The sequence below is a fragment of the Pseudodesulfovibrio sp. zrk46 genome (assembly GCF_012516435.1).
In the GTDB taxonomy this organism is placed as follows: domain Bacteria; phylum Desulfobacterota; class Desulfovibrionia; order Desulfovibrionales; family Desulfovibrionaceae; genus Pseudodesulfovibrio.
The window spans coordinates 2,730,982-2,747,012 of sequence record NZ_CP051216.1 but is presented as its reverse complement, the minus strand read 5'-3'; the positions used below and the strand labels follow the sequence as shown (position 1 = coordinate 2,747,012).

General features: G+C 54.4%; 12 protein-coding genes. 8 read left to right on the top strand and 4 right to left on the bottom strand.

Annotation, left to right across the window (positions count from 1 at the left end; all coding sequences use genetic code 11):
* The first annotated feature begins 122 nt into the window (after positions 1-122).
* Positions 123-599 (top strand): hypothetical protein, encoded by a 477-nt coding sequence (locus HFN16_RS12425; protein WP_168891060.1) that lies wholly within the window; start codon positions 123-125, stop codon positions 597-599.
* A 65-nt stretch (positions 600-664) separates the two neighbouring features.
* Here the strand turns inward: HFN16_RS12425 and HFN16_RS12420 are convergent, their stop codons facing one another.
* Together HFN16_RS12420 and HFN16_RS12415 are read right to left on the bottom strand one after the other, a co-directional pair.
* Positions 665-1,558, bottom strand: a complete 894-nt coding sequence (locus tag HFN16_RS12420) for a transporter substrate-binding domain-containing protein (protein WP_168891059.1) — start codon at positions 1,556-1,558, stop codon at positions 665-667.
* A 188-nt stretch (positions 1,559-1,746) separates the two neighbouring features.
* Positions 1,747-3,006 (bottom strand): glutamate-5-semialdehyde dehydrogenase, encoded by a 1,260-nt coding sequence (locus HFN16_RS12415; RefSeq protein ID WP_168891058.1) that lies wholly within the window; start codon positions 3,004-3,006, stop codon positions 1,747-1,749.
* Between the two features lie 334 nt (positions 3,007-3,340).
* Between HFN16_RS12415 and HFN16_RS12410 the strand changes: the two genes are divergently transcribed.
* The 6 genes from HFN16_RS12410 to HFN16_RS12385 all read left to right on the top strand — a co-directional run bounded on the left by HFN16_RS12410 (position 3,341) and on the right by HFN16_RS12385 (position 11,837).
* Entirely contained in the window at positions 3,341-3,994 is a 654-nt protein-coding gene (locus tag HFN16_RS12410; RefSeq protein ID WP_168891057.1) for a transcriptional regulator, read from the top strand.
* 124 nt (positions 3,995-4,118) lie between these two features.
* Positions 4,119-5,954 (top strand): indolepyruvate ferredoxin oxidoreductase subunit alpha, encoded by a 1,836-nt coding sequence (iorA, locus tag HFN16_RS12405; protein ID WP_168891056.1) that lies wholly within the window; start codon positions 4,119-4,121, stop codon positions 5,952-5,954.
* 1 nt (position 5,955) lies between these two features.
* Positions 5,956-6,552 carry an indolepyruvate oxidoreductase subunit beta gene (locus HFN16_RS12400; protein ID WP_168891055.1) on the top strand — a complete coding sequence of 199 codons (597 nt, stop codon included), beginning with the start codon at positions 5,956-5,958 and terminating at the stop codon, positions 6,550-6,552.
* Positions 6,553-6,567: 15 nt separating this feature from the next.
* Complete coding sequence (locus tag HFN16_RS12395) at positions 6,568-8,145, top strand: sigma 54-interacting transcriptional regulator (protein ID WP_168891054.1); 1,578 nt, start codon at positions 6,568-6,570, stop codon at positions 8,143-8,145.
* 98 nt (positions 8,146-8,243) lie between these two features.
* The gene (locus HFN16_RS12390) at positions 8,244-9,890 is read left to right on the top strand and encodes a glycosyltransferase (protein ID WP_247648331.1); all 1,647 of its coding nucleotides are present in this window, start codon (positions 8,244-8,246) and stop codon (positions 9,888-9,890) included.
* Between the two features lie 132 nt (positions 9,891-10,022).
* Positions 10,023-11,837, top strand: coding sequence for a methyl-accepting chemotaxis protein (locus HFN16_RS12385; protein ID WP_168891053.1), 1,815 nt, complete (start codon positions 10,023-10,025; stop codon positions 11,835-11,837).
* A gap of 73 nt (positions 11,838-11,910) precedes the next feature.
* On the opposite strand, the gene HFN16_RS12380 is transcribed toward HFN16_RS12385, so the two are convergent.
* Complete coding sequence (locus HFN16_RS12380; RefSeq protein ID WP_168891052.1) at positions 11,911-12,459, bottom strand: hypothetical protein; 549 nt, start codon at positions 12,457-12,459, stop codon at positions 11,911-11,913.
* Positions 12,460-12,607: 148 nt separating this feature from the next.
* Complete coding sequence (locus HFN16_RS12375; protein WP_168891051.1) at positions 12,608-14,212, bottom strand: glycosyltransferase; 1,605 nt, start codon at positions 14,210-14,212, stop codon at positions 12,608-12,610.
* Positions 14,213-14,295: 83 nt separating this feature from the next.
* Here HFN16_RS12375 and HFN16_RS12370 point away from each other — a divergent pair, with 83 nt between their 5' ends.
* Entirely contained in the window at positions 14,296-15,990 is a 1,695-nt protein-coding gene (locus tag HFN16_RS12370; protein WP_168891050.1) for a glycosyltransferase family 2 protein, read from the top strand.
* Positions 15,991-16,031: the final 41 nt, after the last annotated feature.

Sequence of the window (16,031 nt, the reverse complement as noted above, 5' to 3'; positions counted from 1 at the left end):
TCTATACGATAAATCTATACTCATACATTCTTTCTGCTCCTCTTGCTCGATCCGTCACATTGGGCTACAGTGTTTCCGCCCAACCGGGCGTGTATGCAACTTTTTTCGGAGACAGCAGATACATGTCGATGGACCAAAAACAGATTCGTGAACACATTTTTTCGGTGATCATCAACAAGGTTGAGGAGCAGGACGAAGGCAAGCGCCTCGAGGCCCTCAACGAATTCATGGCCGTGACCGGCACAGCAGGCAACGCAACAGAACAGGTGGCCAGTCTGATTCCGCCGCTGATGCACGACCTCTATATGAAGTGGATCACCATGTTCATCGACCGCCTGCTGGAAACCGTCCCCGTAAAGAACATCGAACTCCTCTGCGACGGCTCTGACGACAACAACGCCGCCCTTGTTCTGGCCTACATCATGTTCCTTGAATCCGCGAAAATGGAAAAGCAGATCGACGAAGATCTCAAGCAGCACGGCCTCGCCGCTTCCGGCAACAACGACCTCGGAGATTTGGCCGCCAACTACATCCGCGCCCAAATGTCCAAGATCGCTCAGCAAAGCAGTGACGACGAGGAAGTCGCCGGAAACTGCTAGTTTTTCTTTCATACGAAATAAAAAGCCCGCCCTTCATATGAAGGACGGGCTTTTTTAAAACTATATTACTCATGAAAAAACCACAGCTCGGGCCTGTCAAACGGAGTCTCCGGTGTTAACAGCGGATTCTCAATCGAGAATAGCATTCGTTGATCAAGCTTTGCTTTTTTGATGGAGCTGCCAAACTCTGCTTCAAACATCCTATCCAGTTCTCCTGTTGCAATCAGCTTCTCCATTCCTCGCCTTATGCGATCCGCCAATTCAGGATATCTCGGAGACACAAAAAAGTAACTTGGGGTAGGGAAATATAAAGCAAGGGCAGATTCTATACGAAGATCCGGATATTTATCCTTATACTCGTCGAACTCCCGAAATATCTCATTTAGTCCACGAGGAAAATAATCGAAGCGCCCACGGTTTAACATCCCAAAAAGGCCTTCATAATCAACTCCTGTTTCAACATAAAATCCAGCCTTTCTCAAAACAGCAGTAGTTGTCCACTGTTGTCCGAGTCCCGCTGTTAACCTCTTAAGTTGTTCTATTTTTTGAATATCTTTAAATATAAAATCTTTTGACTTGTGCACTAACAAAAGACGATACCCCAGAACTCCTTTCCTAATCGGAATTCTTACTGGAAGAGTCTCCACTTCCCATTTTGCCCTAGTAGCCGCAACATGTACGTTAATGCTATCGCCTAGAATCAACTCGTGTAACGCACGTTCTCTGCTCATTTTATAAGATGAATTTGTTATGCGATAAGAGCCATCGGAATCGATTGTGGCTTTCAACGCATTCTCCAACAGAGTATACGCATAAGCTTCTCTCGGGTTGTCGAGACAAATATCCAATGCCAACCTGATTTGATCCATGGAATGGGCCTTTGTAACCATAGCTACACAAATGGAAAGACTCAAAGCAATACGCAGAATCCACATATAGCAACCTTTATCTATTTTCATTTGAATCATACTCATGTAAAGAAATACTCGATAGAATTCATATATAAAATCTTTCATAGTAGTGAAAAACTACATCTGTAAAGTATATATTATAGACTTACATTCAATATGCCTACACTCATCCCGCATTATCTCACAAAAAAAGGCCGCTCCTAGGAGCGGCCTTTAATGTATTCCAGCTAGTTAGTTTATTCGCGAATCTGGCCTTCACCCAGTAATACGAACTTGGCGCTGGTAAGCTCCTTGATACCCATAGGGCCGTAAGCATGCAGCTTGGAGGTGGAGATACCGATCTCAGCGCCGAGGCCGAGCTGGCCGCCGTCATTGAAACGGGTGGTGGCGTTGGAAACCACGAGGGAAGCATCCACTTCGCGGATGAAGCGCATGCAGTGCTCATAGTTCTCCGACAGGATGGACTCGGTGTGGTTGGAGCCGTGCTCGGCGATGAAGTCCATGGCCTCGTCCAGGGAATCCACAACTTTGACTGCCATCACCAGATCGAGGAACTCGAAGCCCCAATCAAGCGGAGAGGCGGCTTCAGCGTACTCACCCATGAGAGGCAGGGAGCGATCACACGCCTTGAACTTCACGCCCTTGGCCCCGAGGGTGTCGGCCACCTTGGGGAGCAGGACGCTGGCCACGTCCTTATGAACCAGCAGGCACTCCAGCGCGTTGCAACCGCTGGGGTACTGCATCTTGGCGTTCTCAATGATGAGAACGGCCTTGGTAATATCGCAGGAAGCATCGGCAAAAATGTGACACACACCCTTGTAGTGCTTGAGCACAGGCATGGTGGCCTGCTCGGTGACGGCACGAATGAGGCCTTCACCACCGCGCGGGATAACCACGTCGATGTAATCAGCCAGTTTGAGCATCTCGCTCACGGCTTCTCGGTCCGTGGTCGGCGGCACCTGCACGGCACCCTTGGGCAGACCGGCCTTTTCCAGTGCCTTGTGCATCAGTTCAGCCAGACACTTATTAGAATGAAATGCTTCGGAACCACCGCGAAGGATAACGGCGTTACCTGCCTTGAGGCAGAGGATACCGGCATCAACAGTGGCGTTCGGACGAGATTCATAAATCATGGCGACGACGCCGAGGGGAACACGCATGCGGCCTACAAGCATGCCATTGGGACGCTTGACCATGGACTCGATCTCACCAACAGGATCGGCCATGGCTGCCACTTCACGGCAACCCTGAATCATGGAGTTCAGTACCTTTTCACTGATGGTCAGACGCTGTACGCGGGCCTTGTCCAGCCCACGCTCGGCTGCGGCATCGAGATCCAGCTTGTTGGCTGCGGCAATAGTTTCTGCCTCGGATTCAAGCATCTCAGCCAGAAAAATGAGGGCATCCTGTTTGGCTTTGCCAGAAGCTTTTGCCAATTCTCGGGCCGCATCTTTGGCCTGCTTTCCCATGTCGATCATCTGCTCACGTATATTCATAATCTCTCTCCTTGAAATCGTTGCTATTTCAGCCGCCGAATATTATTCATTTCCGACAGGAACATTGTGCTAAACCGGGGCGGGGGAAAAAGTCAAACAGCTCCGTGACGCATTTTCTTCTCTTTTGGGACTTTAGCCCCGCATTTTTACACATTTTGTCATTTCCCAACAATACTCATTTAGAAAATGCAGCGGTTTTGTCGAAATCCCTACTTCCATACAAAAATTGTTTTGACCTTTTTTACAATTTTGCTTATCTAGCGCTTTGCGCTGGCGGGCCTTATTTCCCGGCCCGCAGCACTGTATATACACCTTATGGAGGACAAGAAAAGCAATGGCTGAAAATAAGACCACTGAACAGGCTACTCTGGACGATATCGAATCTCACGTTCCGGAGCAGCTCCATCCCATCCTCGAAGCCGCTTTCAAACACCAGAAGCAGATTATCGTCGGTGTGGTCGCCATCATTGCCGTGGCTGCCATCTACGCAGGAATGACCTCTTACAACAAGAAGGCCATGGCTTCTGCTCAAGCTGAACTCGGCGCCATCCTCATCAAGGACTCCGGCAGCGACAAGATCGCCAAGCTGGAAGCTCTGCTGGGCAATGCTCCCTCCGGTGCCAAACCAGCCGTCCTGTTGGAACTGGCACAGGCCAGCATGACCAACAATGAATTCGAGAAGGCTGCCGGCTACTGGAACCAGCTGTCCGGTGAAGCCGACGCCGACCTCAAGGTTGTTGCCCGTCTCGGTAAGGCCAAGAGCCTGACTCTGGCTGGCAAGCCTGGTGAAGCGGTCACCATCCTGAAAGATCTGGCCGGCACTGTTGCCACTGCCTTCACCATTCCCGTAAACCGTCAGCTCGCCGTGGCTGCCGAAGCTGCTGGCGACACCGGCACCGCACTCACCGCATACAAGAAACTGGCCGACAGCCAGATTCCTGACAAGCCGTTCATTGACTACAAGGTTGCTCAGCTCGAAGCCAAGTAACCTTCATCATAGTGGATATTAGACAGTTCCTGCGGCATCCGAAGGGTGCCGCAGGTTTCGTCGTAACAGCGCAACCGGTCAAAAACACACGACCGGCTGTGCAGACCTAGAGAGAGAATACCATATGGCAAATCCGCTCTTGGCCGACAATCCCGGCGAAACCCACCTCCTGCTCGGCAATGAAGCTATTGTCCGTGGAGCAGTAGAGGCGGGCATTCAGGTTGTGACCTGCTACCCGGGTACCCCGTCATCCGAAGTTCCCGACACGTTTTACCGCATCTCACCTGAGGGCAAGTATTACTTCGAGTACTCCGTCAACGAGAAAGTCGCCCTGGAAGTCGCAGGCGGCGCCACCCTTTCCGGCGCCATGACCCTCTGCACGATGAAGCACGTCGGCGTCAACGTCGCCGCTGACCCCCTGCTCACCCTCTGCTACACCGGCGCTCCCGGTGGCCTGGTTCTGCTTTCCGCAGACGACCCGGGCTGCCACTCCAGCCAGAATGAGCAGGACAACCGCTACTACGCCCGCATCGCCGGTCTGCCCGTTTTCGAGCCCGCAACGGCTCAGGAAGCCAAGGACATGACCCGCGACGCTCTGCTCCTTGCCAAGAAGCACGGCGCCCCCATCCTGCTCCGCACCACCACTCGCGTGAACCACCTTCGCGGCGCAGTGGAATTCGGTCCTGCACCGGATCCGGGCAAGCCCGAAGGCTTCAAGCGCGATCCCTCCCATTTCGTACCCATCCCGGCTTTTGCGCGCCCCATGCACGTTCGCCTGATGGAACGTATGGAAGCCATGCGCAAGGAAGCTGAACACTCCGTATACAACACCGTTTCCGGTGAAGGCGATTTCGGTATCGTCTGCTCCGGCATCAGCCGCGCATACGTGGCCGACGCACTGGAGAACGCAGGCCTGACCGGCAAGGTCAAGGTCCTGGAACTTGGCTTCTCTCACCCGATGCCCGAGAACCTCTGCCTCGACTTCATCAAGTCTGTGTCCAAGGTACTGGTCATCGAAGAGCTGGAGCCCATCGTCGAGAACGAACTGCGCGTGCTTGCTCAGAAAGAGAAGCTGGACGTGGAAATCCTCGGCAAGGACGTTCTGCCCCGCAATGGTGAATTCAATGTCACCATGGTGGAAAACGCCATCCGCGAACAGTCCGGCCTCGCTGCTGTGGAAGCCTGCGACTGCAAGCTGCCCGAACTGCCCATGCGTCCGCCGAACCTCTGCGCCGGCTGCCCGCACCGTGGCACCTATTTCGCTGCCAAGAAGGTCTTCGGCGACGACGCCGTTTACTCTTCCGACATCGGCTGCTACACCCTCGGTCTCCTGCCCCCGCTGCAGGCTGCCGACTTCCTGCTCTGCATGGGTTCCTCCATCTCCGCAGGCGGCGGCGCCTCCAAGGCTGCCGACCAGACCGTCGTGGCCTTCATCGGTGACTCCACCTTCTTCCACTCCGGCCTGACCGGTATCGCCAACGCAGTCTTCAACGAACATGACGTGCTGGTCGTTGTCCTCGACAACCGCACCACCGCCATGACCGGCCACCAGCCGCACCCCGGCGTGGACAAGACCGTCATCGGCGACAACGATCATCCGCTGGACATCGAATCCGCTGTTCGCGGACTCGGCGTCACCGAGATCATCGAGGTCAATCCCTTCAACCAGAAGAAGACCCTGGCTGCTTTCGAAGACCTCAAGGCCAAGAAGGGCGTTCGCGTGCTCATCGCCAAGGAACCCTGCCCGCTCTACTCCCGCCGCGTTTACAAGAAGGTTGCCCCGCAGGTTGCCTACGTGGCCGAGTCCTGCACCGGCAGGTTCGAATGTCTGGACAAGCTGGCCTGTCCCGCCATGTACAAGGAAGGCGACAAGGCAGCAGTGAACCCGATCCTCTGCAACGGCTGCATGCTCTGCCTGCAGGTCTGCGGTCACATCAAAGCAAAGAAGAGGGGCAGCTAATATGAGCGATACCAAGAAAATCCGCATCTTCATGACCGGCGTAGGCGGCCAGGGAACCCTGACCGCCACCACCCTGCTCGCAAAGACCGTGCTGAGCCAGGGACTGCCCGTCACTTCCGGCGAAATCCACGGCATGGCCCAGCGCGGCGGTGTCGTCGAATCCACCGTTCTCATCGGCTGCAAGTCGCCCAAAATCGGGCACGGCGAAGCCGACATCCTGCTCGGATTCGAGCCCATGGAAACCATGCGCGCACTGCCCTACCTCAAGCAGGGCGGCCTCGTGGTCTCCTCCATCGAATTCATGCCCCCGCTCTCCGTAGCCATGGGCAAACAGGAATGCCCGTCCATCGAGGACATCAAGAAGGCTGTCTCTGCCTGCACCGACAAGGCCTACTACATGGCCTCCCAGACCATCGGTTTGGAAGCTGGTGCTGTTCAGGCTGGCAACATCGCCATGCTGGCTGCTCTTTGCGCCGCTGGCGAACTGCCCTTCGGCCCCGAAGCCCTCGAAGCGACCATCAAGGCGAATCTCCCCGAGAAGATTCAGGCCGTTAACCTCAAAGCCCTGGAGCTTGGCGTCAAGGCACTCGACGCCTAAGCAGCACAAGGAAAAATGGCAAACAATACACAGGACACCTCCGATCTCACCTATCTGGTCACACTCAAGACCATTCAAGAGACGCTGAAGCGGGATACACCGCTTGAGGAGTCGCTGAACGCACTATTGAAGATCCTGGCTCAGGATATGGAATACGTGCGGGCGTTCATGGTCATCATGGATCCCAAGACCGAGAACCTCAAACTCTCGCTCACGTACTCTCCGACCCAGATTGAGGATGTGACGTACTCGCCCGGACGCGGTGTCATCGGACGCGTGTTCGACTCCGGCGAATCCATCACCATTCCCCGACTGTCTGACGACCAGGAATTCCTCAACAAGGCCTTTGGCCGCAGCGAGGAAGAGCTGCGCAAACTCGGCTTCATCTGCGTACCGGTCATCAACCGTCGTGCAGAAGATCAGGAAGTCATCGGTGCACTCTCCGTAGACGTCCCCCTGATTCCGGCGGACGATCTGGCAGCACACTGCCAGTTCCTCGAAGTCGTGGCAGGCATTATCGCCGGTCACGTTGCCCAGTTGCAGGAAGAAATGGCCGCTCAGGACCATCTCTTTACTCAGGGCATGCTGGCAGGTGGCGCCGACGCTACACCGCCCAAGGACTTCGTGGCTGCATCCAAGGCCATGCGCCTTGTCCTGCGCCAGTCCCGCCAGGTCGCCCCCAGCCGTGCCACCGCACTTCTGCGTGGTGAATCTGGTACTGGTAAGGAACTCCTGGCCGAGGCCATCCACAACTCCAGCCCGCGTGCCGACAAGCCGCTCATCAAGCTCAACTGCGCGGCTCTGCCGTCCGAGTTGATTGAGTCCGAGCTTTTCGGTCACCAGAAGGGAGCCTTTACCGGCGCCTTCCAGAACAAGCGCGGTCTCTTTGAGGTTGCTGATCAGGGAACCCTCTTCCTTGATGAAATCGGCGAACTCTCCATGGATGCACAGGCCAAGGTACTGCGCGCCATTCAGGAAAAGGAAATCCAGCGTGTGGGCTCCGAGCAGTCCATCACCGTTGATGTCCGCCTCATCTGCGCCACCCACCAGCCTCTCGAGGAGTTGCTGGAAAAAGGCAAGTTCCGCGAGGACCTGTACTACCGCATTAACGTCTTCCCCATCTTCATTCCGCCCCTCAAGGAACGTCGCGAGGACATCCTGCCCTTGGCAGAACATTTCCTCACCGAGTTCTCCGAGGAGTATGGCAAGGAAGTGAAGCGCATCTCCACGCCCGCCATCGAGCTGCTGGTCATGTACCACTGGCCCGGCAACGTGCGTGAACTCAAGAACTGCATGGAACGTGCGGTCCTCCTCTGCGAAGAGCAGGTCATCCGCACCTACCATCTGCCGCCCACCCTGCAGTCTGCCGAATCCTCGGCCACCGGCACCAACCTTTCCTTTGGTGAAGCCGTGGCCAAGTTCGAACAGGAGCTGCTGGTGGATTCGCTCAAAAAGACTGGCGGCAACATGCTCCAGTCCGCGCGCGATCTCCGCGTCTCGTACCGAATCGTCAACTACAAGGTGAAGAAGTACAATATCGACGTAAAGAAGTTCTCCCAAGCCAAGAAGAAGTCGAAGAAGAAAGAAATGTAATATTAAAGCGGGGCCCAACGGCCCCGCTTTTTTTTTGCTTTCAATCGCCCCGTGTCACTCAAATCGGGTTCCTCACTGCTGCCTATTCTGGTATGAGCATGTCTATGTCCAACGCCTCCAGATTGACGCAGCAAATCATCACCCTTGTCCGGAATTCAGGCTACCTCGCTCCTGACCACGCAATGGCAGTGGCTGGAAACATCCTTGAAGCACAGCCCCTGCCGGACGCTTTCGCCCACCTCGCTCCCGCGCTCATTCGCCACGCCGCCATTTTTGATCCCTTTGACCGGGAAAAGATCAGGCTGGCAGAAGATGTAAACAGCCGAATCGCGCACCAGCCGTTTACAGAATGGCTACAAGTAGCGAAACGCCTGGTGGAACAGGAGCCGGTACCGGAACTCATTCCATTTCCCAATAACGAGACCGCTCAGGCATCGGAATATGTCGAGTACATGCGGCAGCAGTCAGCCAACGACAACCGTCTGCCAGTGTTACTGCACTTGTGGCAAACCGGCGCACGAGACGAATTGCTGGAAGGCATTCGGATCATGGCAGCCTCGCCCGCTGGCTTGTTGGCCGGGCCAACCATGGCATGGGGAGCATATTCGGCAGGAGAAAATGAACTTGCCCAAATGCTGTTGGACGAGAGCGTTACCAATTTCCTTTCGCACAATCTTCGCGCTCGCTTCGCGATGGATGCAGGAGATACCGATGCGGCAAGGGAGCACTTACATGCCTCTCTTGAAGCTGAACCGTTCCAGCCAGCAATCATCGAGCAACTGGCAGCGCTGCATGAAGCCGATAACACGACACCACCGGGCCAAGACACCCACATATGCCTGTACACATGGAACAAGCCGGAATTACTGACCAACACGCTGGCCAGCTTGGCAGCGACCAATATCGGCGACGCCCACATTACCGTTCTCAACAACGGCACGACTGTCTGCACTGCTGACGAGTTGGAAGACTTGGTGCGCAAGCGAGTTCCTGACCTTCCCATTCACTGGATACACCTGCCCATCAATATCGGCGCACCCGCCGCCCGCAATTGGCTGCTCGCCCTGCCTGAGGTCCGCGCTGCACGATACGTAGCCTTTCTGGATGATGATGTACTGCTACCCACCGATTGGCTCACTCGCTACATCAACACACTTTCGGCCCATCCCGAAGCTGCAGCCGTTGGCCCCAAATGCGTCAATCAGGGAGTTCGTACTATCCAGTATGCTTTCCGCGGGTTCGATGAGATCGGTGAAAGCAAGATTCGTTTCACTGCCAACGCCCCAACTCTCATGGATATGGGCCAATTCAATGGACGCCGCCCTTGTCTGACTGTGATGGGCTGTTGTCACCTCTTTCATATGGAAAGGATGAGCTCACTGAATGTCCCTGCCTTTGACATTCGTTTCTCCCCGTCACAGGTGGACGACATCGAGCACGACCTTCAGGTCTGGAAGGCTGGCGGACAAGTCGTCTATGACGGGGGCGTTGAGGTCATTCATCTACAAGATACCGGCAAGGCCAAGAGTCGGGCCGCGCTTGGGCAGGCCTACGCCAACCATTACAAGATGGAAGCCAAATTCGATCTGGCTGAGCTTGAACAGATGGCCCAAGCCGTAAAAAAGGCGGACCACACTCATTTTGTTTCCTCATTTAAATCAATTCGCTCTTCCATATACGGAGCCGCGCGCGTTTTCTGGGACACAATGGGCATCCACTCCCAACAACTACAGAAGCCCTTTTAAAAGAAGTTGACATCTGCAATCATTTTTTCTTGCCGACAAACCTGCCATTGAATATGGTAAAAATTATCAGATAGTGATATATTTTACGAAATTGGGTTATGACTTCAAACGTTTTTCCGCGAGGTACATTTCATGTTGCGAAATGTTTCAATAGGCAACCGGATCATTTTTCTCATCACATCTATTGTCATTTTTACACTTATTACCGGAGCCGCTCTTCTCTGGAACACATTGACCGTCAAGGACATCGGTATCCAAAAGGTCAATGAGCTGATGTTGGAAGGTCAGAAAGCCAAGCTCAAAGTGGCGTCCGACAGCATTGCCACTTCTCTGTCAAAAATCATCGCCGACGCACAGACTGAAACAGAACGTATTGAAATCATCCGTAAGGCGCTGAACGACATTCGTTTCGAGGAAGACGATTCCGGCTACTATTTCGTCTTTGAAGGGACGAAAACCATTGCCCACGCAGCAAAACCCTCACTACACGGCAAGGATCTCGGCAGCCTCAAAGACAAAAACGGTGTCTTCATGATTCGAGAGCTCTCGGATATTGCCCACAAAGGCGGCGGATTCGTCCAATACATTTGGGCCAAGCCTGAAGCAGGCGACCAGCCGAAGCTCAGCTATGCAACTCTCATCCCCGGGACCAATTACACTCTGGGCACAGGCGTATACATCGACAACATCGCGCACGAAGAAGCGCTTATATCCACAGCAATTGACGCCACCGTTCGACACAACACCCTTGTTATCCTTGGAGGGCTCACAGCCGCACTGTTAGGACTTATCCTGCCGTTAAGCCTCTACATCGTTCGCAGCATTACGCGCCCCATCTCCGAAGCAACCAACGCTGCGAAAGAAATCGCGGACGGCAATTATGACGTTGAACTGGACGCCCGCGGCAAAGACGAAGCTGCAATGCTCGAAAAAGCACTCAACACCATGGCCACCACCCTCCGCGACAATATCAAAGAGATCTCCGCCAAAACCAAGGAAGCGGAAGAGAAGGCGCAGGCCGCAGAAAAAGCCATGGCAGAGGCAGATGAAGCCAGAGCCGAAGCAGATCAGGCTCGCAAGACAGGAACTCGACAGGCTGCAGAACGGATCCAAACCGTTGTAGACAAAGTTCAGTCCGCGTCAGAGATGATATCCAGTCAGGCTCGAATCATCGACGAAGGCACGACTATCCAGCGCGACCGCGTTCAGGGTACCGCCACGGCAATGGAAGAAATGAACGCCACGGTTCTGGAGGTCGCACGCAATGCCTCCGAGGCTTCAGCCATGGGAAATGAGGCAAAAGACAAGGCAATCGCAGGTGCTGAGATTGTCAGCCGTTCCGTTGGAGCCATGAATACCACATACAAGGCTGCAGAAGGTCTTCAAGATGGCATGAACCGTCTTGGCGAACAGACAGAAGCCATCGGCAAGGTCATGAATGTGATCACGGATATCGCAGACCAAACCAACCTCCTCGCCTTGAACGCTGCCATCGAAGCCGCTCGTGCCGGCGAGGCTGGTCGAGGCTTTGCAGTGGTCGCCGACGAAGTCCGCAAACTGGCGGAAAAGACCATGCAAGCCACCAAGGAAGTTGGTGATTCCATCGCTGCGGTACAGCAAGTAGCTCATCAGAACATCACCGGCATGGGGAAAGCGTTGTCCGACTTGACCTCTGCCGCAGACCTCTCCAATCAATCCGGAGAAGTCTTGAAGGAAATTGTTCAGGGAGTCGAAGAATCAGCTATCCAGATTCATAGCATTGCCACGGCTGCCGAAGAGCAGTCTGCTGCTTCCGAAGAAATCAATATGGCGATTGATGAGATCAACTCCATCTCAGCAGAAACGTCCCAGGGAGTAACCGAAGCTGTAAACGCCCTCCGAGAATTGGCTTCACAAACAGAAGAACTCCAGGCTGTCATCGACAACCTGATCCGGGACGCGCAATAACGCCCAGCGATTAAACAATAAAAAAGGCGGCCAGAGGAATCTGGTCGCCTTTTTATTTCGTATAGCTGTAAGCTTACTTGAAGGAACGAGCGAAAAGCTCTTCAAGAGCCTTTTTGCCGTTGGCTTCGAGGAAACGGGTACCGGTGCCAGTGAAGTGCTGGCTAGTGATGACCGGAGCTTCAACATCAATCCACTTGCCGTGTTCCCACTTAAACCAACCGTCTTTGACTTGGCCGAAGACGTAAAGCTCCTTGTTGCAAATCTTGGCAAATTCAGCACCCCAACCGGTGCCGCCCTTGACGGTACCGTCTTCGAGAATAGTACCAACAACAAAGATCTGATCGCCGGATTCAATCTGATGCATAATGGTCTGCAGGACCTTGCGCATTTTTTCGGCGTTGGTGAACTTACGGTTCAGGAGTTTGGCCACGTAGGTCAGGCTGACATCCTTGCGGGTCAATTCTTCATCGGTAAGGACACGAACGCCGCGAGTGCGCTCGATGCGGTGACCTTCAAAGGTGTAGTTAACTTCGGACAGACCGTGGTACTCGGCGAGTTTGCCGAATTGGCTCTCGGCGCCCTGAGCGCCGCCGCTGAACAGAGTGAACATAGAATTGGGCATTTATCTCTCCTTAAAATGTGGTCTCGAAATGTGATTCGCGGCCTAAGTGGGACTCATACTGCACTACTCACGCGAACCGAGCAATGGCATCTGCATTATTTTTTCCCAAAAAGCCAGCCCTTAGTCGTTATAAATTTGCAAATATCCGCTATTTGAGCGCATCACGCTTGCTCAAATAATCGGCCAACAACACCTTATCCATAACTGAGGCCATGGCCTCGAATTCCTGTGCCGTGTACTTGGTCATGAGCTTGTGCATATTAGCTGCTGCCCCGACGGATTCCGGCTTTCCGGCATCACTTGCCGCGCCAGACTTGCGCTTGTGCCGAATGGCAAGGTGGCCGGTGTAGACGGCATGTCCCCCACCAAGCACCATCCGAAGATCACGCTCCAGATCGTCATACTGTGTGGGCGAAAAGCGTAAATCAAAATCGCCATTTTCCATAAGGCGGTCAGTTCGGAACAGATGAACACACCCTGTCACCGAAGTACAGGGGCGGATGTAATCTGACTGCCCAAAATCGCCATCTTGCAGCATGATGGTAGACATGAGCACCTGCTGCCGCTCCTCGCCATCAGGCGTCATGTTGTGTTCGCCACATTGCATCCGTGCTGGACCATCGTAGTTCACGACCTTGCAACCCCACACCCCGGCATCGGGATAAAACTCGGTTGCCGCGCCAAGCCGGGACAACCAATCCTCAGGCAGGGAAATATCGTCATCAATGTATGCCACGTAATCGGCAGCCTGCGTTTCCGGCAAAGCCTTGAGCCAATTGCGTGCAGCAGGAGCACCGACATTGACCGGCATGGTCACGGCCGCTGCCCTGTCGGAGCCGAACTTGTCAATGAACTGCCTAATGACCTCAGGCGTCCGGTCCTGACTGCCGTTGTCCAGAATGCGGACATGGACATCGCCAAGATCAGAACGTACCAAGGAATCCAACGTCTCGGCCAGGTCGTCCGCCTTGTTCCAACTATACCCAAGCACCATGGTTCGGCCTTGCGGCTGTTCAAGCCTGATATCGCGCTCGTTGACGAGATCGAACAGTCGAAGCCAGAGATTCACATTCCACGGACGAGCCTCAGCGCAACTACGCAACAACTTCGCGGCACTTTCACTGTCATGGATTCTTGCCCGGCCAGCGGCTTCGCGCATGAGAACCGTTGGTAAAGCCAACGAACAAGAAGCGTATAGATCGGCCGCCCTTTCAAATTCGCCCTGACCAAACAGGCAATTGGCAATAACATAACGATAAAGCGGAGCTTCCTGCTCGCTCGATGGCATGCCTTCCACCACTCGCATCAAGGGACGCCAGCTGCCGTTGATACGACAATGCTCATAGATTTGGTGAAGCCAGAAAGCATTCCCCTGCTCGCCTCGCATCCGCTCCATGAGATACGCCAATTGCTCTTTGGGCCCCTGCTCCATGGCAGCCTGCGCCTCGGGCGTCACTTCCGGTCGCCAATGCATGAGTAGAGATTTGATGATGGGTAAGAGTTCCGGCGAGACAGGAGGCAGTTTTTCCATGCTTCCAGCCAGAGCTGCGGCGCAATTGCCGTCCAATGGGTTTTCACCCCATGCGGTCAGGAGTGCATCCTGCGCGATGTGCGAGAAGACATCGCCCGGGCTACTACTATATGTAAGGGCCAACGCGGCAGAGGCATGCAGATGCGGTCTACCGGAAAAGCCAAGCAGCAACCTGCGTTGGAGGTCTTCGGGCAACGTAACGAGATCAAAGGAAGGGTTCATGATATCCAACTATGCGGCAACTGAAGGAAAGTCAATAAAGGCCACTTTCACGGGGTCGGTTTTTCTGCTAGCTTTCAGCCATCATGAATGAACTGAACTTCACCCAAGTCCTTCCTGCCTGTGCTGGCATTCAGCCCGAATTCAAGAACCGTTTTTCCGGCTGGCCGCTGGGTATGGGGCAACCCGACAATCTCGCCGCCATGCTCAAGGGACTCAACCTGCTCGGAAAAGAACATCCCGGTTGTCGCGCTGCGGCAGTAGGAATGTCACTTTGGGGATTTCAGTCGCATCCATTGAACCCAAACATGCCTCACTGGGCGGCCAATTCATATGGTAATGGTCTCACCACATCGCCAAAGCTGAAGGCGCTCATATTACGCCTGACAGCCGCACTGGCAACTGTTGAGCTTGATCCAGAGCATATGGACACATGGTACGCACTAGCCCGCCAGGATGATCGTTCTCTCATTCTGCGGTTTCTTACTGTCATGCTTAGCCAGCCGACAAATGGCATCGCTTGGCTCGCTCACTGCTGGCAGGATCTAATCCATCTGGGCAAACCAGAGATTCCCAAGGCCGCTTTGGACATGGTCTCATGGGATGAAACAACGCTCGAAATCAAGGAACGGATGCACGCGGAATGGGCCTTTCATTGTCTGCCTGCGGAAGAGGCTTTACCCGTTGTTCAATCCCTCAACGAGGAATGCTGGGGGCTATGGCGTGCCTACGCCGGGGCAGAACTCCTGCAACGAATGGGCAAGAAAGGTGCAGCCAAGGGCGTGCTTGCCACTCTTTGGAAAGCGATTCCGTGGCATATCAATCTCACGCTCAAGCTCTACGATCTGTTCCACCCTGTTCAACTGGCTGATGACACGGACACACAAGGCGTAGCGATCCTTGCCTACTCATGGAACAAGGCTGACCTGCTTGCTGACACCCTCGCCAGTCTGGCGGACAGCGACATTGGCAACGCCAAGGTTTTTACTCTGAATAATGGGTCCACGGATCACACCGCTGATGTTCTTCGCGCGGCACAAGACCGTTTTGGTGCAGATCGATTCCACATCGAGACATTGCCCATCAACGTGGGTGCACCCGCTGCGCGCAACTGGCTTCTCGCATTACCAGAGGTACGGGCCTCGCGTTGGGCCGCATTTCTGGATGACGACATTGTGCTTCCGCCGCACTGGCTCAAGCATCTTTTGGGAGCAGCCAAGGGCCAAGAGAATCTTGGTGTGGTGGGATGCCGCATAACTGCTGCCACGTCGCCTTTCGGCCTTCAATCTGCCGACTATAATCTTTTCCCTGCCCCGCCTGCGCAGCCAGAGCCGGGCAAGCTGCCCAACAGGGTTCTCGTGTTCGACAACTGTGCGGGCTCTACTGACACCGGACTGTTTACCTACACCCGCCCATGTCTGTCGGTTTCCGGTTGTTGCCACATGATCAACATGCAGGCCGTGGAAAAGGCTGGCGTCTTCGATCTGCGCTACACGCCTTCTCAATTTGATGATCTGGACCGTGATTTGCGCAGCGCCCTTGCCGGGATGCCCGCTCTATACACAGGCTCCCTCGCCATTCGGCATGTGCAGCACTCCAGTCTTGCCAAGTCCCAGACATCCAAGCAGATCGGCCATGTCATGGGCAACAAATTCAAGCTCGACACTAAGTACACGGACGACGAACTCGCCACCCTCGCCAGCTCGACAATTGTACGACTTTGGGCCGATTTTCAGATGAAGCACGATTTCCTTGTTGACCACCTCGGTCACCGTGCTTAATTCTTTTCTGACCAAATCAATACGAATTCGAGAGGGATTCA